This window comes from Polaribacter sp. KT25b (assembly GCF_900105145.1).
Classification (GTDB): domain Bacteria; phylum Bacteroidota; class Bacteroidia; order Flavobacteriales; family Flavobacteriaceae; genus Polaribacter.
Map to the genome: position 1 here is coordinate 2,158,649 of NZ_LT629752.1, position 18,997 is coordinate 2,177,645.

Annotated in this window: 12 protein-coding genes; 6 read left to right on the forward strand and 6 right to left on the reverse strand. The window is 30.7% G+C overall.

The window, feature by feature from the left end:
- Nucleotides 1-2 precede the first annotated feature (2 nt).
- The 4 genes from BLT70_RS09325 to BLT70_RS09340 form a co-directional block, all read right to left on the reverse strand.
- On the reverse strand, nucleotides 3-2,294 hold the full coding sequence (locus BLT70_RS09325) for a glycoside hydrolase family 65 protein (RefSeq protein ID WP_091893806.1): 2,292 nt from the start codon (nucleotides 2,292-2,294) through the stop codon (nucleotides 3-5).
- A 1-nt stretch (nucleotide 2,295) separates the two neighbouring features.
- The gene (gene pgmB, locus BLT70_RS09330; RefSeq protein WP_091893808.1) at nucleotides 2,296-2,949 is read right to left on the reverse strand and encodes a beta-phosphoglucomutase; all 654 of its coding nucleotides are present in this window, start codon (nucleotides 2,947-2,949) and stop codon (nucleotides 2,296-2,298) included.
- The gene (locus BLT70_RS09335) at nucleotides 2,950-4,302 is read right to left on the reverse strand and encodes an MFS transporter (protein ID WP_091893810.1); all 1,353 of its coding nucleotides are present in this window, start codon (nucleotides 4,300-4,302) and stop codon (nucleotides 2,950-2,952) included.
- Between the two features lie 147 nt (nucleotides 4,303-4,449).
- Nucleotides 4,450-5,487, reverse strand: a complete 1,038-nt coding sequence (locus tag BLT70_RS09340) for a LacI family DNA-binding transcriptional regulator (protein WP_302847810.1) — start codon at nucleotides 5,485-5,487, stop codon at nucleotides 4,450-4,452.
- Nucleotides 5,488-5,669: 182 nt separating this feature from the next.
- Here BLT70_RS09340 and BLT70_RS09345 point away from each other — a divergent pair, with 182 nt between their 5' ends.
- From BLT70_RS09345 to BLT70_RS09370, 6 genes are all read left to right on the forward strand, one after another.
- Complete coding sequence (locus tag BLT70_RS09345; protein ID WP_091893815.1) at nucleotides 5,670-8,579, forward strand: SusC/RagA family TonB-linked outer membrane protein; 2,910 nt, start codon at nucleotides 5,670-5,672, stop codon at nucleotides 8,577-8,579.
- Nucleotides 8,580-8,589: 10 nt separating this feature from the next.
- Nucleotides 8,590-10,485 carry a RagB/SusD family nutrient uptake outer membrane protein gene (locus BLT70_RS09350; protein WP_091893817.1) on the forward strand — a complete coding sequence of 632 codons (1,896 nt, stop codon included), beginning with the start codon at nucleotides 8,590-8,592 and terminating at the stop codon, nucleotides 10,483-10,485.
- Nucleotides 10,486-10,496: 11 nt separating this feature from the next.
- Nucleotides 10,497-11,816 carry a SusE domain-containing protein gene (locus tag BLT70_RS09355; RefSeq protein WP_091893819.1) on the forward strand — a complete coding sequence of 440 codons (1,320 nt, stop codon included), beginning with the start codon at nucleotides 10,497-10,499 and terminating at the stop codon, nucleotides 11,814-11,816.
- A gap of 64 nt (nucleotides 11,817-11,880) precedes the next feature.
- Nucleotides 11,881-14,664: an alpha-amylase family glycosyl hydrolase gene (locus BLT70_RS09360; protein WP_091893821.1), complete on the forward strand. Its 2,784-nt coding sequence runs from the start codon at nucleotides 11,881-11,883 to the stop codon at nucleotides 14,662-14,664.
- A 16-nt stretch (nucleotides 14,665-14,680) separates the two neighbouring features.
- The gene (locus BLT70_RS09365; RefSeq protein ID WP_172824405.1) at nucleotides 14,681-16,789 is read left to right on the forward strand and encodes a T9SS type A sorting domain-containing protein; all 2,109 of its coding nucleotides are present in this window, start codon (nucleotides 14,681-14,683) and stop codon (nucleotides 16,787-16,789) included.
- 19 nt (nucleotides 16,790-16,808) lie between these two features.
- Nucleotides 16,809-16,994, forward strand: a complete 186-nt coding sequence (locus BLT70_RS09370; protein ID WP_091893825.1) for a hypothetical protein — start codon at nucleotides 16,809-16,811, stop codon at nucleotides 16,992-16,994.
- Nucleotides 16,995-17,032: 38 nt separating this feature from the next.
- Here the strand turns inward: BLT70_RS09370 and BLT70_RS09375 are convergent, their stop codons facing one another.
- Both BLT70_RS09375 and BLT70_RS09380 read right to left on the reverse strand, forming a co-directional pair.
- A complete protein-coding gene (locus tag BLT70_RS09375; RefSeq protein WP_091893827.1) occupies nucleotides 17,033-18,166 on the reverse strand; it encodes a cysteine desulfurase family protein in 1,134 nt (377 codons plus the stop codon).
- 234 nt (nucleotides 18,167-18,400) lie between these two features.
- Entirely contained in the window at nucleotides 18,401-18,949 is a 549-nt protein-coding gene (locus BLT70_RS09380; protein ID WP_091893829.1) for a Smr/MutS family protein, read from the reverse strand.
- Nucleotides 18,950-18,997 lie beyond the last annotated feature (48 nt).

Consider the following 18,997-nt stretch of genomic DNA (forward strand, 5'->3'; position numbering starts at 1 on the left):
ATTTATTTAGGAGATACTGTTACTTGTTCTCCGTTTACTAAAATGTTAATTTCTTTGGTTCCTTCTAATTCAAATTGAGTTCCATTTTGGCTAACATTAACCGTAATTACTTGTTGTCTAAAGTTTACTTTAAACGAGTAAGAATCCCATCCTTTAGGAATTTTTGGCGAAAAAGAAAGTGAATTATCTACAACTCTCATTCCTCCAAAACCTTCTACAATACTCATCCAAGTACCAGCCATAGATGTAATATGTAAACCTTCTTCTACTTCGTGATTGTAATCATCTAAATCTAAACGAGACGTTCTTAAATAGAAAGTATACGCTTGCTCCATTCTATCTAATTTTGCTGCCTGAATACTGTGTACACAAGGCGAAAGTGAACTTTCGTGCACTGTAAATGGCTCGTAAAAATCGAAATGACGCTCTAATTCTTCTGTAGAAAAATGATCTTCGAACATATAAAAACCTTGCAAAGTATCTGCTTGCTTTATGTAAGGAGAACGTAAAATTCTATCCCAACTCCATTTCTGGTTAATTGGTCTTTGGCTCTGATCTAAATCTGCAACAGTAATTAATTCTTTGTCTAAGAAACCATCTTGTTGTAAGTATACATTGTGTTTTTCAGAAAAAGGGAAATACATATTATCAGCAACATTTTTCCAAGAAGCCAATTCTTCATCAGTAATATTTACTTTTTCTTTAATTCTGATAAAATCAGAAATATGATCGTTTTTAACAATATCAATATTCTCTAAGGCATATTCTATACACCATTTTGCAATGTAATTTGTGTAGAAATTATTGTTGATGTTATTCTCATATTCATTTGGCCCTGTTACACCTAACATTACAAACTTATCTTTATCTGTAGAAAAGTTGACTCTTTGATGCCAAAAACGTGCAATACCAATTAAAACTTCTAAACCTTTTTCTGGAATGTAAGAATAATCTTCTGTAAAACGATGGTAATTATAAATTGCAAAAGCAATAGCACCATTTCTATGGATTTCTTCGAAAGTGATTTCCCATTCGTTATGGCATTCTTCACCATTCATAGTAACCATTGGATACAATGCAGCTCCGTTTTTAAAACCAAGTTTTTCTGCATTTTCGATCGCTTTTTCTAAATGATTATATCTGTACTCTAACAAAGTTCTTGCTACAGATTGATCTTTGGTTGCCATATAAAAAGGAATACAATATGCTTCTGTATCCCAGTAGGTGCTTCCTCCGTATTTTTCTCCAGTAAATCCTTTGGGACCGATGTTTAAAGAAGCATCTGTACCTAAATAGGTTTGATTTAATTGAAAAATATTAAAACGGATACCTTGTTGTGCTTCTACATCTCCTTCTATGGTGATGTCTGACATGCTCCATATTTTAGCCCAAGCTTCTTTTTGAATTACTAACAAAGCATCAAAACCTAAACCTACAGCTTTATCTAAAGCCGTTTTTGCTGCAGCAACTAATTCGTCTTTATCGTGATTTCGATCTACAACATAACCACCAAATTTATGGATAGTATATGTTTGATCTTTCTTAATTTCTTGTTGATATTTATTAGCCGTAAAATTGCTTGATTGCTCATTAACACAATTTGTAGTTACCTCATTATTATCAATAAATAATTTAGATTCCATAAAAGTACATGTATAAAAATGTGTCTTCATGGTTCTCGCCTCTATAAAAGACTGATGATTGTCTTGAGAAACTCCTAAAACATCCCAAAATTGATCATCCCAATTGGTATCTTCATTGGTAATACCAGCATCTAAGTAAGGAATATAGGTTATACTAACATCGTTACTTAAAGGCGTAATACTGTAATTAATTGCGCCTATTTCATCGAATTCTAAACTTAAAAAACGTTTGGTATCTACTTTAATTTTGATGTCGTTTTGTAAAACGGCCTCAAAACTTCTAGACAACCAACCTTCTTGCATGTTTAGTTCTCTTTTAAAATTTAAAACTTCTTTACACGTATGTAAATCTAGTTTCTCATCGTTTACTAAAACGTTAATTCCTATCCAATTTGGAGCATTTAAAACTTTTGCAAAATACTCTGGATAACCGTTTTTCCACCATCCAACACGTGTTTTATCAGGATAATAAACACCATCAATGTAACTTCCTTGAAAGGTTGGACCTGTATATTCTTCTTCAAAATTTGCTCTTTGTCCCATAGCACCATTACCAATGCTAAATAAACTTTCTGAAGATTTTACCATTTCTGCATCGAATCCTTCTTCAAGAATCGACCACTCATTTGGTTGTATATAAACTTGATTCATTTTATTTTTCTATTAAATCTTTAATAAAATTGGTACTGATTTCTGTGAAATCATTAAAATTAAATTGCGCTTCTGTAAGTACATTTTTGTCACCAATACCAATACTTATCATTTTAGCAGCATTGGCTGCTTGTACACCAGCAACTGCATCCTCAAATACCACACAATCATCTGCATGAACACCTAATTGTTTTGCGGCTAATAAAAATACTTCTGGATCTGGCTTTGCCTTTGTAACATGATTACCATCTACAATTGCATCAAAATAAGGTAACAAACCAACTTTTTCTAAAATAGGTTTTGCATTTTTACTTGCAGATCCTAAAGCAATTGGTATGTTATTTTCTTTTAAAAACTGTAATACTTTTGGTACATCAGGTAGTATTTCTGATGCATCCATATTTTTTATAAATTCTAAATAATCGACATTTTTGTCAATCATCCATTTATCAAACTCTTCTTGTGTTGCTTCTCTTTTTCCAATTTCTAATAAAATTTCTAAACAACGTTTTCTACTAACTCCTTTAAAGAGTTCGTTTTGTTCTTCTGTAAATTCGAAACCTAATTGGTTAGCTAATTTTTTCCAAGCTAAATAATGATATTTGGCGGTGTCTACGATTACACCATCCAAATCAAAAATAAATCCTTTTTTCATCTAATTTGTTTTTATTACATCATCTACATCTTTTACTTTGTAGACTAACGCTGCTGCGATTAAGAAACTAATACCGCTAATAAGTAATGCAAAGATTGCCTGATTGTTATAAGCGTATTTTACTAATGGACCACCAATTAAGGCGTTAATAATTTGAGGAATTACAATAAAGAAATTAAAAATCCCCATATAAACTCCCATTTTTTTAGCGGATATAGAACCTGCTAAAATTGCATAAGGCATAGCTAAAATACTTGCCCAAGCAATACCTACACCAATCATAGAAAGGATTAACCAGTTTTCGTTTGGCATAATGTAAATTGATAAAAGACCTAAACCACCAATAATTAAGGAAACAGAATGCGTTCTTTTTCTTCCTATTTTCTTAGCGATATATGGTAATGCGAATGCATAAAGTGCTGAGACTAAATTGTAGATACCAAAAAGGATACCAACCCAATCTCCTGCATTTTGATAGGTTTTACTGCTACTATCTGTAAAAGGCAACCCATAAATGTGTTGCGCTATTGCAGGTGTAGCAAAAACCCACATCCCAAAAAGACCAAACCAAGAAAAGAACTGCACCCAACTTAATTGACGCATTGTTGTTGGCATTTTTTTGAAATCATCAAAAATATCCATCAAACTAGAGTTTTCTTCTTCGTTTGTAGAAATTGTATCTGAATCTTTATCAAAACTTGCCAATTCTTCTGGTGAATACTCCTTAGTTGTAAAAATGGTAACTAAAATCGAAATAATTAAAATTACAGCACCAATTACAAAAGACCAAATAAGATTTTGAGGTACAACACCAGATGAAGTTTCGTTAGAAACGCCAAACCAATTTGTAAGTGCATATGGCAACCAAGAACCAACTACGGCTCCAAAACCAATTAATGCAGTTTGTACACTAAATCCTAAAGTTCTTTGATCTGTTCTTAAATTATCGCCAACAAGCGCTCTAAAAGGCTCCATAGCAATATTAAAAGAGGCATCCATAATCATTAACATTCCTGCACCAACCCATAGAGCTGGTAAAAATGCAATAAACATATCTGCCTGTGGCATTAAAATTAATCCGATAGAAGCTAAAATTGCTCCAACTAAAAAGTAAGGTTTTCTTCTTCCAAATTTCCCCCAAGTTTTATCGCTGTAATGCCCGATTATTGGTTGAACAATTAACCCCATTAAAGGTGCTATAATCCAGAACCAAGAAAGTTCATGAACATCTGCCCCAAATATTTGTAAGATTCTACTTGCGTTTGCATTTTGAAGGGCAAAGCCCATTTGTATTCCTAGAAATCCAAAACTCATATTCCAGATTTGCCAGAAGCTTAATTTACGCTTTTCCATTATCGAATATTATAAAAATTGAATATTGCGATAAGTTTTTAGACTTATCAATTAATAAATTTTGTGGAATGTAATTTATTGATAAACCTTAATATGACAACAAATATATGTTTTTTCTTATAAATTGATAAAAAGTAACTAAAATATTTACGACGACGGTTTCGTAGATTCTCGAATTTTTAAGTCACTAGAAATAACAATTTTTTTAGGGCTATAAGCATCAGATTCGTTTTCAATTCTTTCAATTAATAATCCAACTGCTTGTTTACCCATTGTAAAACCATGTTGTGCTACAGTAGAAATAGAAGGAGATGAATATCTAGAAATTTGACCATCTGTAAACCCAATAACAGATAGATCTTCTGGCACTTTTAAACCTTTCCTTTTAGCAATTCTCATTGCTTTTGCAGCATAAATCTCATTCACTCCAAACACACCATCTATATCTTGTTTAAACACTTCTTCTATTTGCTTTAAAATATCTTTCTGCTCATCAACCTCTATAATTAAATTTTCATCAGTTTTAATATAATTCTCTATAAGAGCCTTTTCATAACCTTGTCTTCTTAATGCACCTACATTAACATGGTTAGGTGTTGTTATTAAAGCAATTTTTTTTCTACCATTTTCTAACAAATGTGTGGTAGCTTTATAGCCTGCACCAACATCATCTACCACAACTTTATCACATAAAATTTCATCTACTACCCTATCAAACAGCACTAAAGGAATTTCTTCACCTACTAGATCTAAAAAATGTTTAAAGTCTTTATTTTGCAGGGTTTCATTTGCTATTGAAACAATTAAACCATCAACACTCCCATTCGACAAAACCTTTAACGTTTCTACTTCTTTTTTGTATGATTCATTAGAGAAACAAACCATAATATGATACCCTTTTTCTACAGCACCTTCCTCTATACCCATAATAACAGTTGAGAAAAAATGATGCACTATTTTTGGCAAGATAACACCTATTACTTTTGTTTTTTGAGTTCTTAATTGTAATGCTAAATTGTTGGGTTTATAGTTAAAAAGATCTGCATAAGCTTGTATTTTTTCTTTAGTTTCTTTACTTATTTCATGACTGTCTTTTAATGCTTTTGATACTGTGGATGTAGATACACCTAATTCTTTTGCTATTGTTTTTATAGTAATTTTTTGCTTCATTTTTTGTAAAAAGATAATTTTAGGTGTTAATTTTTACTAATTTAATGATATTTTCTTAAATAAAGTTGTTAACACGAAACCGATTTCGTGACTTTTTATATTCTATATTATCAGGTTTATATTCTATCTTTACTAAGTGGAATGTAAGTTTATTGTTAAGAAAATCAAATTTACAGTTATTATTTAACAAATTATACATGAAAAAAATTAAATTATTGTTAATTGGACTTCTTTTAAGTACATCGTTTACAATGTTTGCACAACAAACAGTAAAAGGTGTTGTAAAAGAAAAATCGACAGGTACAGCTTTACCTGGGGTTAGTGTAGTAGTAAAAGGTACGGTTAGAGGCTCTCAAACAGACTTTGACGGTATGTTTATTATTGAAAAGGTAAAAACTGGTGATATTCTAGTTTTTAAATATCTGGGTTATTCAGATAAAGAAATTGTTATTGGTTCTAATTTTAACTTAACTGTTGAACTTGAAGAATCTTTAGAGCAATTAGATGAAATAGTTGTTGTTGGTTATGGTAGTGTTAGAAAAGAAGATTTAACTGGTACTACAGATTTACTAACCAGTAAAGACTTTAATAAAGGACCTATTGTATCTGCACAATCACTTATTAGTGGTAAAGTAGCGGGTGTAAGTGTAATTGCTGGTTCTGGTGCTCCTGGAGAAGGGCAATCTATTAATATTCGTGGTACAGGATCTTTATCCTTAACAAGCCAACCATTATATGTTATAGATGGAATTCCATTAGATAATGGAGGAGTTGCAGGTTCAAGAAACCCATTAAACTTTATAAACCCAAATGATATAGAAACATTTGTAGTTTTAAAAGACGCTTCTTCTACTGCTATTTATGGATCTAGAGCTGCAAATGGAGTTGTTTTAATTACCACTAAAAAAGGTAAAGATAAAGAGTTTAAGTTTAATATTAGCTCACAGACTACTGTGTATACTTTAAGGGATAAAGTTGATGTTTTATCTGCTAATCAATTTACAAGCTTAATAAATGATATAGGTAGTACTTCACAAATTGCATTATTAGGTAATTCTGATACAGATTGGCAAGATGAAATTTACACTACTGCAATTGGTCAAGATCATAATTTTAGTGCAATAGGTAATCTTTACGGAATGCCTATGAGAGCTTCTTTAGGATATTCTGAACATGAAGGTATTTTAAAAGGTGATAATTTAGCACGTACAACTGGTTCTATTAACTTATCGCCAACTTTATTTGATAAGCATTTAAAAATTGAATTAAATGCAAAAGGGATGTATACAGAAAATAAATTTGCTAACAGAGGTGCTATCGGAAGTGCAGTAAGTTTTGATCCAACACAAAATGTGTATGATGCAACCTCTAAATATGGTGGTTATTTTGCTTGGTTAGATATAAATGGAAACCAAAACAGTTTGGCACCAACAAATCCTGTAGCTTTATTAAACTTAATAGATGATACTGCAGAAATTAGACGTTTTGTAGGAAATGCAAAATTTGATTATAAAATACATGGTTTCGAAGATTTTACTGCTACGGTTAACTTAGGTTATGACACTTCTAATAGTCATGGTAGAACTGTAACATCTAGCTTAATTCCTAAAACAGAAACTGGATTTAATGGTTCACTAACGAGTTATATCCAAAACTCAGACAATAAAGTTTTTGATGCTTATTTAACATATCAGAAAACATTTAATGAGGCTCATAATTTAACTGTTGTTGGTGGTCATGCTTATCAATCGTTTGAATACGATAACTACAGTTACGATAGCGAAGCACAAGAAGATGGAAACACTTATGAATTTATTGATAAATCTAAAAATGTATTATTATCTTATTTTGGAAGAGCAAATTACGATTATAATGGTAAATACTATTTAACTGCAACTTTAAGAGCAGATGCTTCTTCTAAATTAAATCCTGATGATCGTTGGGGACTTTTCCCTTCATTTGCAGCCGCTTGGAGCATTCACAAAGAAGACTTTATGCAAGATTCTTTCTTTAACGAATTAAAATTACGTGTTGGTTATGGAGAAACTGGAAATATTAATGGTTTAGAAGACTACCTATTTTTAACGAGATATACTGGTAGTACAGATACAGCTAGTTATCAATTTGGTAATCAATATTATCAAACATACAGACCAGAAGAAATCAATGAAAATTTACGATGGGAAGTAGGTAGAACATTAAATATTGGTGTAGACTTTGCTTTTTTAGACAGAAAAATTTCTGGTTCTGTAAATGCATATGTTAAAGAAACAAACGACCTTATTGCTAGCTCTATTGTAGATCCATTTACAAATTTTGGAAATAGAATTAGAGCAAATATTGGTGACATGGAAAATAGAGGATTAGAGTTTATGATTAATGCTACTCCTATAAGAACCGAAAATTTTGAATGGTCTTTAAATTATAATATCTCATTAAATGACAACGAAATCACCAAACTATCTACAGATCAGCCACAAGGAGGTATATCTACAGGTGTTGGAGGCCAAGTACAAGTTCATAGAGAAGGTGAAACAGCAAATAGTTTTTTAGTTTATCAACAAGTATATGATGCAAATGGAAAACCTTTAGAAGGCGTTTTTGTTGATAGAAATTCTGATAATATCATTAATGATGATGATAAATACATTGACAATGATCCTTTTGCAGATGTATTAATGGGTTTTAACACCAATCTTAATTATAAAAATTGGGATTTATCAATACAAACAAGAGCTAGTTTTGGTAACTATATGTATAATGATATTGCTGCTAGTAAAGGTATTTTACAGAATGCAACAAATAACAATATTTTATCTAACCTTCATGCAGATTACTACAATAGTGGTTTTACCGTAATTAGCAATGATACTGCTTTAAGTGATCACTTTGTTCAAGATGCTTCTTTCTTTAAAATAGACAATATATCAATTGGCTATACTTTAGATCAATTAGAAAATACAACGTTTCGTTTCTATGGATCTTTACAAAATGTTTTAATAATAACTGATTATGATGGTTTAGATCCAGAAATCAGTTTAGGTATCGATAATAATTTTTACCCAAGACCTAGATCATTTGTTTTAGGTGTAAACGTTAACTTTTAAATAAAAAATAATGCAACAGAAATTTAAATATTTAATTGTAATCATGTTATTCTCTTTAGGAGTTATATCATGTCACGAAGACTTAAATCAATCTCCGATTGATCCAGATAGTTTTACAGAAGAAGATGTGTTTGCTAACGCTACAGATGCTCAAAGTGCATTAGCTAAGTTATATGCAAGTTTAGCTCTAACAGGCCAACAAGGTCCTTCAGGTAATCCAGACTTAGACCCAGAAGATATTGATGAAGGTTTTTCACAATATTCAAGAATGTTATTTAACTTAAATGAATTAACAACAGACCATGCAGTTGTTGGTTGGGGAGATGCAGGTTTACCAGATTTACATGGTTTATATTGGTCTGGAAATAATGATTTTTCTGAAGCTATGTACTATAGATTAGCACAAGAAGTATCTTTCTGTAATTCATTTATAGACAACGCATCAGCTTTAACAGATACAGAAGTTGCTAGCTATATTGCAGAAGCTCGTTTTTTAAGAGCATTTACCTATTACAACTTAATGGATTTATATGGTAGTGTTCCTTTAGTTACTTCTGTTACAACAGATTTACCAACTCAAGCAACTAGAAAAGAGTTGTTTAACTTTATTGAAACTGAATTATTAGAAATTCAAGATCAACTTAAAGCTAGTGGTGCTAATGAATATGGTAGAGTAGATAAAGTTGCTGCATGGGCATTATTATCTAAACTATATTTAAATGCAGAAGTTTATACAGGAACTGCTAGATATAATGATGCGGTAACATTTTCTAATAATGTAATGACATCTAGCTACTCAATAAATATGATTGATGCTAACGGAAACGGTAGTGCATATGATGAATTATTTTTAGCAGATAATAATACAAATGGAGCACAAAGTGAATTTATTTTTGCACTAAATTTTGATGGTCTTAGATCTCAAACTTATGGTGGTTCTACATTTTTAGTACATGCTGCTATTGGTGGAAATATGAATCCTACAGATTTTGGTGTAAACGGTGGCTGGGCAGGCTTAAGAACTACAAAAAATTTAGTAAATAAATTTAATGTAGATGTTACTGCTCTTAACAACAGCTTAGGAACTGTTTCTGATTGGGGATTAGTAGGAGATGCAACTGTAAATGGATGGAATGGTCCAGATATGGAAATGTATCAAACCGGTACAAATACATATGCATTATATGCAGATCTTAATGGAAGTGAAATAAAATTTAGATTTAATGAAGATTGGGGTAATAATTATGGTGATGACAATAGTGATGGAACTTTAGAAGCAGGTGGATCAAATATTGCTGTTCCTTCTAATGGTACTTACTTTATTACTTTAGATTTAAACACATTTACTTACACTATGTCTCCTTATACTGGAGATAAAAGAGGTATGTTTCATAAAGATGGTCAAACTTTAGAGATTGAAGAAATACCTACTTTCGAAAACGGATATGCAGTTACTAAATTTAAAAATATTGATTCTAGTGGTAATCAAGGATCTGATACAGCAGGTGATTTTGTTGATACCGATTTACCTTTAATTAGATTAGCAGAAATTTATTTAAACTATGCAGAAGCATCTCTTAGAGGAGGCGGTGGAGATTTAGGTTTAGCTGTTACAAAAATTAATGAATTAAGAGAAAGATCTTACGGAAGTACAGCTGGAAATATAACTAGCGGAGACTTAACTTTAGAGTTTATTTTAAACGAAAGATCTCGTGAATTATATTGGGAAGGTCAAAGAAGAACAGATTTAATAAGATATAATTATTTTACATCAGACACTTATTTATGGCCTTTTAAAGGAGACTCTAAAGATGGAGTTGGTGTTCAAAGTTATAGAAACTTATTTCCTTTACCTAATAACATTATAACAACCAATCCTAATTTAATTCAAAATCCTGGATACTAATAAATAAAGACATGAAAAAAATAATAAATTCATTATTCGCTCTAATTATTGTAGCAATTGGTTTTACCAGTTGTGAGGATATTAGTGACAGAGTAATAGTAAACTCAGATGTAGAAGCTACAACAGAGCTTATAATTCTAGAAACTACACCTATTGTACTTTTAGAAGAAAATCAAGATGAAATAGCTTTAAATACAAATTGGGCAGAACCAGACTTTGGGTTTGATGCTGCACCAACTTACAAATTACTTATAGATTTAGCTACAGGAGATTTTAGTAATGCTGTAACAATTGATGTTGGAGACAATTTAGAAAAATCTTTTAAAACTTTACAATTAAATTCAATTGCGCTTGGTTTAGGTGCAGAGGCAGATATGCCTTCAGATTTAATGATAAAATTACAAGGTATTGTTGGTGGTAAATTGTTAATTAATTCTAGCTCAAAAACTGTAAACATAACTCCATATTCTAGTATTTTAGATTTATCTACTACCTGGGGAGTTGTTGGTTCTGCAGCAAATGATTGGGGTGCAACTCCAGACTTACCATTCTTTACAACTAGTACTGCAGGTATTTTAGTTGCTTATGTTACTTTAACTGATGGTGAAATAAAATTTAGAGAAAACAATGAATGGACCAACGATTTTGGAGATAATGGAGCAGACGGTACTTTAGATACTGGTGGAAGTAATATTGCTGTAAGTGCAGGTTCTTATAAAATAACAATGAACCTAAATACAAATACTTACAAAATAGAAGAATTTACTTTAGGTATTGTGGGTTCTGCATATAATGATTGGGGAGTAACTCCAGATTTCGCGCTTACTTATGATTCTTATTCAGATCAGTTTAGAGGTATCGTTAAGTTACTAGATGGAGAAATGAAACTAAGAATGAATAATGACTGGGGAACAGCTTATGGAGCTGGTGCTGATGGCTTTTTAGACACAGCAGGTGGTAACATTGCAACAACGGCTGGTAGATATATTATTACAGTAAATTTAAATGATTTATCTTATTCTTTAGAGCCTATTGATCATATTTGGGGACTTGTAGGTTCTGCATACAATGATTGGGGAGCAACTCCAGATGCTTTATTTACTAGAGATTGGTCTCAACCAAATGATGATATTTGGGTTTTAAATAATGTTACACTTTTAGATGGTGAGTATAAATTTAGATCAAATGAAGCTTGGACTTTAAGCTATGGTGATGATGGTGTAGATGGAACTTTAGAAGACGGAGGAGCAAACATACCAGCAACTGCTGGAACATATTCTTTTGTTTTAGATTTTTCAAATCCTGATAACCCAACATATACAATAAACTAAATTTTGTATAACCTTTTCAAAGGCTACTTTTAAAAGTAGCCTTTGTCTTTAAAATTTTATATTCATGAAAAAAATTACTTTTTTATTTATTCTATTTATAACTTCAATTGGTTTTAGCCAAGTTACAATTACTCCAAACCCTTTTGATATAAGTGCATCTATTACAATAAGTTTAGATGCTAATAGTACGGCTACAGATTGTAACGGACTAAGTAATCCCACAAAAGTGTATATGCATTCTGGCGTTGGTTCAGATACAAATGCTTTTGACATAAGTGTTGTTGGAAATTGGGGATTAGATGATGGTGTTGGAGAAATGACACTAAATACTTCTAATAATCGTTGGGAAATAACCTTTGTACCAAAAACATATTTTAGTTTAACAGATGCAGAAGCTACTAGTGTTACTAAAATGGGAATTGTTTTTAGAAATGCAACCGGTACTCAAGAAATGAAAGACAATGGTTGTAGTGATTTTATTTTTAATGTGGGTTCATTCCAATTAACATTAAACTCACCTTCATCAGCAATAACAGTTTTAAATTCAGGAGAAAGTTTATCAATAAATGCTACCGCTTCATTAACATCTAGTTTTGTTTTAAAAGCAAATGGCGCAATCGTAAATCAAAATTCTGGATTAACTTACAGCTACTCTCCTACCGTTACAGAAAATACAACTTATCTTTTAGAGGCTACAAATAACGGAGAAACAAAAAGCTCAACTTTTCAAGCAGTAGTAAAACCAACTGTTACAGAAGCTGCTGTTCCTTCTGGTATGAAAGACGGAATTAACTTAAATTCATCAGACCCAACAAAAGCTACTTTAGTTTTTTATGCCCCAACAAAAGAGTTTGTTCATTTAATTGGAAACTTTAATAACTGGGAATTAGACGACAGCTATTTACTTAAAAAAGATAGCTCTAATGATCGCTTTTGGATAGAACTTACAGGCTTAACTGCTCAAACAGATTATACTTACCAATACATGATTGATGCAGATTTAAGAGTTGCAGATCCTTATTCTACAATAATTTTAAATGAGTATAATGATCAATATATAGACGCAACTACTTATCCTAATTTACCAAGTTATCCATCAGGAAAAACAAATCACGCAGTAACATTATTAAGAACTGGTGACACAGAATATACTTGGCAAACAACAAACTTTCAAAAACCAGCAAAAACAGATTTGGTTATTTATGAAATTTTAATTAGAGATTTTGATGCTTTACACAGCTATGACGCAGTGAAAGCTAGATTAGATTATTTACAAGATTTAGGAATAAACGCTATAGAGTTTATGCCTGTAATGGAGTTTGATGGCAATGAATCTTGGGGATACAACCCTTCTTTTCATATGGCTTTAGATAAATATTATGGTAATGCTACTTCTTTTAAACAATTTATTGATGAATGTCACAGAAGAGGAATGGCTGTTATTATTGATGTAGCTTTTAATCACGCAAGCGGACAAAATCCTTATTATAGAATGTGGAATACAGACAACGGTGGTTATGGAGGACAAGCTAGTACAGATAGCCCTTTTTTCAACCCAATTGCTAGGCATTCTTACAGTGTTTTTAACGATTTTAATCACTCTAAACAAGCTACAAAAGATTACGTAAAAAGAGTTTCTCAATATTGGATTGATGAATATAAAATTGATGGTTTTAGATGGGATTTAACAAAAGGATTTACACAAAACTGTACTGGTAGCGATGCCTGTACAAATGCATATCAACAAGATAGAGTTGATGTTTTAAAAGGATATGCTGACGATCAGTGGGAAATAGATCCAAACTTTTATATCATTTTCGAACATTTAGGTACAAATGATGAAGAAACTCAATGGGTAAACTATAGATTGGATGAAGGAAAAGGAATTATGGTTTGGGGTAATCATAATAGTACATACAATCAAGCTACAATGGGCTTTGGTGCTAGTTCTGATTTTTCTTGGATTTCTTATTTAAACAGAGGTTGGACTGTACCAGCAAATGTGAGCTATATGGAAAGCCATGATGAAGAACGTTTAATGTATAAAAACCTGCAATTCGGAAATTCTAGCGGAAGTTATAATATAAAAACTCTAACTACAGCTTTAGATAGAGAAGAATTAGCAGGTGCTTTTTACTTTACTGTTCCAGGACCAAAAATGATTTGGCAATTTGGCGAATTAGGATATGATATTTCTATAGATGAAAATGGAAGAACTGGTAATAAACCTATTAAATGGGAATATTTTGACATCCAAGCAAGAAAAGATCTATACAATACTTGGGCTAAACTAATTAAGCTAAAATTGAAATATGATATTTTTCAAACTTCAGATTTTACTTTAGATGTTGCCAATACAAACGGGTTAAAGAAAATTCATTTAACAAACCCTTCTGCAACAGATATTCAAAACATTGTGATTATTGGAAATTTTGGAGTAACTACACAAAGTATTTCTCCGTTTTTTCAACAAACAGGTACTTGGTACAGTTTATTAGAAGACAATGCTACAATAAATGTAACAAGTACAACAGCTAATATTTCTTTAGCTCCTGGAGAATTTAAAATGTATGCAAATAGCCCTGCAACACTTTCTTCTGATGATATAACTCTAGAAAACAATACTTTACAAATGTACCCAAACCCTACCTCTACAGCTTTTTATTTATCAAAAGAAGCATTAGATGTAAAAGTGTTTGATATTACAGGAAAACAAGTAAAACAGTTTGCTAAAAGCGTAATTAAAAACAATACGTTTTCAGTAACTGATTTAAATACGGGAATTTATTTTGTTAGGATTAAAGAAAATGATAACAAAATAAGTACCAAAAAATTAATTATTAATTAATCCAAAAATGAAAAAAATGAAAAAAAATTATTTTTTAATGTTAATTTGTTTCCTAAGTTTCACAGGAATTAGCCTATCACAAACTACTTATTATTGGAGAGGTGAAGCAATTTCAGGTAATTGGGAAGAATCTACCAATTGGTGGAATGGATCAGCTTCAACACCAAGTGGTGCAGATATTTTAAGATTTAACAACAATCATGAAACCACTATGACTAATGATTTAGTAGCTACAAATCGTTATCAAATATTTTTTGAAGCTACTGCTACAACATCTAGAACAATTGGTGGTACTACAGAAAATACTTTTTATGATTATGGTGGTAATGTTCCAAAAATTGAAAATAACTCTGTAGCTATACATACACTTAACTTTCCTATAAAATTAGGTAATAATCCTACAGAATTAAATCCTGTTAATGGGGATTTAACTTTCGGTGGAAACATAGAATTAACGGCAAATTATATTGATGTATATGGAGATAATTCTAAAACACTAACATTTAATGGAGTTCTTTCAGGAACAGGAGGATTATCACTCAAAGGTAATAGTAAAGTTATTTTTAATGGTGAAAATACATTTACAGGAGCTACTAATGTTAATAGTGGTGATTTAGAAATAAATGCGGATATGGCAGGTAACATACAAGTAAATAATAATGCTACTCTTCAGGTAAATACAGATTTAACAATTCCTCAATTAGTTTTATATAACAATGCAACCGTTACTGTTAAGGCAGGGAAGTCTCTTACTATTTCTGGTAACTTAGAAAATAATAGTTCAAATGCTATTATTTTAGAAAATGGTGCAACTTTAATAGTTAATGGAACTTCAACAGGAGACATTTCATACAACGTAAATGTTACAGATGATAATTGGCATTTGATTTCTTCTCCTGTTGTTGGTCAAGTCTACGGAGATACTTGGGCTAATGACAATATAGTTGCTGACGGAAACGGTACAAATAGAGGAATTTCTACATATCAAAATGGAACACCAGATGGAACAACTGGTCCTTGGGTATATATGCAAGATGGGGCAAGTTCAACTTTTGATTCTGGTGTAGGATATTCTTTAAAAAGAACAAGTTCTGGTACTTATGCTTTTACAGGAACTTTTCCTAATGGAACAATAACTCCTGCAATTTCAACAAATACAAACGATTGGAATTTAATAGGAAATCCATATCCTTCTAATTTAAATATTGCAACTTTTATTACTGAAAATTCAACAACTAATGATTTTATTGCTGATGGATTTGATGCTATATATGTTTGGAATCCTACCGAAGGTGGAACTGGCGCTTACAATGAATTAACAACTGGTTTTATTCAACCAGGACAAGCCTTTTTTATTAAATCTAAAGTTGATGGTGCAGCAAATATTACAGAAGCTATGCAAAGTCATACAACAGGTACTTTTTATAAAAATACTGATACTTCAATTAATTTATTACTTTCTAATGGTAAAAGTACTAAAAGAACAAAAATTAATTATTTAGGTGGTAAATCTACAAGTTTAGATGCAGGTTTTGATATTGGTATGTTTGATGGTGTTGATTCCGATTTAAGAATTTACACTCATTTAATTGAAAACAATAAAGGTATTGCATTTGCAAGACAAGCTTTACCTAACACAGATTTAGAATCTTTGGTAATACCTGTTGGAGTAAAAGCAGCATTAAATACTGAAATCACTTTTTCTGCTGAAGCTTTAAATTTACCTACTGGAATAAAAGTATTTTTAGAAGATAGAAATGCAAATACTTTTACTCGTTTAGATGAAGCAAATAGCGAATATAAAGTTACCTTAGAAGAAGCTTTAAACGGAATAGGAAGATTCTATTTACATACTTCTTCAAAATCAACTTTAAATGTTACTAATATAGCTATAGAAAACATTAGTATTTATACTGCTGATGCTTCTACTTTAAAAATCGTTGGTTTACAAGAAGGAAATGCAAATGTTAAAATATTTAATATGCTTGGAAAACAAATGATGAATTCTTCATTTAAAACTAATGGTGCAAAAGAAATTTCTTTACCTCAATTAGCTACAGGTGTTTATTTTGTACAATTAACAACCGAAACTGGTAAATTAAACAAGAAAATAGTATTAGAATAATTTTAAATTAAGACACATCATGAAAAAAAATATAGAAAACACACAAGATAAAAATCAAGATATTACACGTAAAGATGCTATTAAAAAAATAGGAAACTACAGTAAATATGCAGCTTTAACAGCACTAGGTACGTATATGATTTTAAGTCCACAAAAAGCACAAGCTTCTTCTGTTGCTCCTGAAGCTCCAGGAACAGGATTCTAAAAAATTTTTAGTTTTTATTATATTTTAAAAGAGCTACTTTACAGTAGCTCTTTTATTTTTATAATAGTAGTATCAATTTCTTCTTTCGTGGTGTATTTAGAGAATGAAAAACGTACAGAAGTTTTATCTGCTTCTTCATCTTTTAATATTTCTGCCAACACATGAGAACCTTTATTGCTGCCGCTTTGGCAAGCAGAACCTCCAGAAACTGCAATTCCTGCCATATCTAAACTAAACAATAACATGTCATTCTTAACAGGAAAACGTACGTTTAAAATAGTATAACTACTTTTTTTAAAGTCTGATGAAAGTCCGTTAAACTGTATGCTTTTAGATATTTTTTGCAATTCCGTAATAAAATATAATTTTAGTTTTTCTATATATTCTTTATCAGCATAGAGATTATCAATTGCAATCGTTAGAGCTTTATCCATTCCTAAAATAGAATGTACATTTTCTGTGCTAGATCTTGCTCCTCTTTCTTGATCTCCACCATAAAACATTGGCAAAACTCCAAATCCTTTTTTAAAAAAAGCAAAACCAACTCCTTTTGGTCCATGAAATTTATGGGCACTTGCTGCAATAAAATCAATCGAATTCTCTTGTAAATCTAAATTATAATGACCTATTGCCTGAACTGTATCAGAATGAAAAAGTGCGTTGTATTTTTTACATAAAACAGCAATTTCATCCAAAGGCAAAATATTACCAATTTCATTATTTATATACATTAAACTCACTAAAGTTTTAGCTTCACTGTCTGCTAATAACACTTCTAGATGAAGTAAGTCTATACTTCCAAATTCATCAACATTTACATAATCTAAGGTTATATTTTTAGATTTTTCTAAAAATTTACACGTATGTAAAACTGCGTGATGTTCTATTTTGGAAGTAATAATTCTTTGAACTCCTAAATTTAAAACTGCATTATTTAGTATTAGATTATCTGCTTCTGTTCCGCCGGCTGTAAAAATAATTTCTGGAGCCGTTACATTAAAATGTTTAGCAATATTCTTTCTCGCAGTTTCTACTGCTGATTTTGCTTTTCTACCAAATTGATGTGTAGAAGACGGATTTCCAAAATTTTCTTGCATAGAAATATACATCAAATTTAAAACCTCAGCATCAATTTTTGTAGTTGCGGCATTGTCTAAATAAATAGCTTTCATAGTGCAAAAATAAGCTTTTATCAGTAAAAATTTGAGTTATAAGAAGTAAGTAAAAAATATATTTTTGACACAGATTTTAAAGATTTTCACTGATACTGGTAAAAAAATATTTAATTCTGATGATTAGTTTCCTATTATCTATTTCCTAAAATTTAAATCAAAAAAACTACCACATAGGTAAATAGAAAACATAAGTTTTTCTTGATTCTTGATTCTTGATTTATAAACTTTTAATTACTCTATAACATTTTGATAAACATAAACTTCAGTAGCTCCTAAACCATATTTTTTGTACGAAGCATCGTAATATTTTACAGGATATTTATTAAGCAAATAATGCAATTCAGATTTTAAAACCCCTTCTCCTACTCCGTGAATAAAGACAATTTTAGAAATTCTTTTATTAATTGCAAACTCAACTTTTCTTTTTGCTGTATCTAATTGCAGATTTAACATATCGTAATTATCTAAACCTTTTACAGATTTTACTAATTGATTTATATGTAAATCTACTTCTAAAATAACTTCATTTTTCTCTTTTATAAAGAAGCTTTTTTTAGGTTTATTAGAAGCCATTTTCTCTTTTAAAAGCTCATTATTAATATCAGAAAATTTGGTTAATTCGTGCTGCTCTTTTCCTATTTTAACCAATTCTGATTCAGAAAAATTAAAAATCATTCCATCTGTTGTTTCAACAGAAATAATATTACCATTAATATTAGTAACAATTCCTTTTAAAACATCATCTAAAACAGCAACTTTATTACCAATTTCTAAACGCATTCTTAACTTTATTTTAATTTACAAAAGTACTTTAATTACTTAACTTGC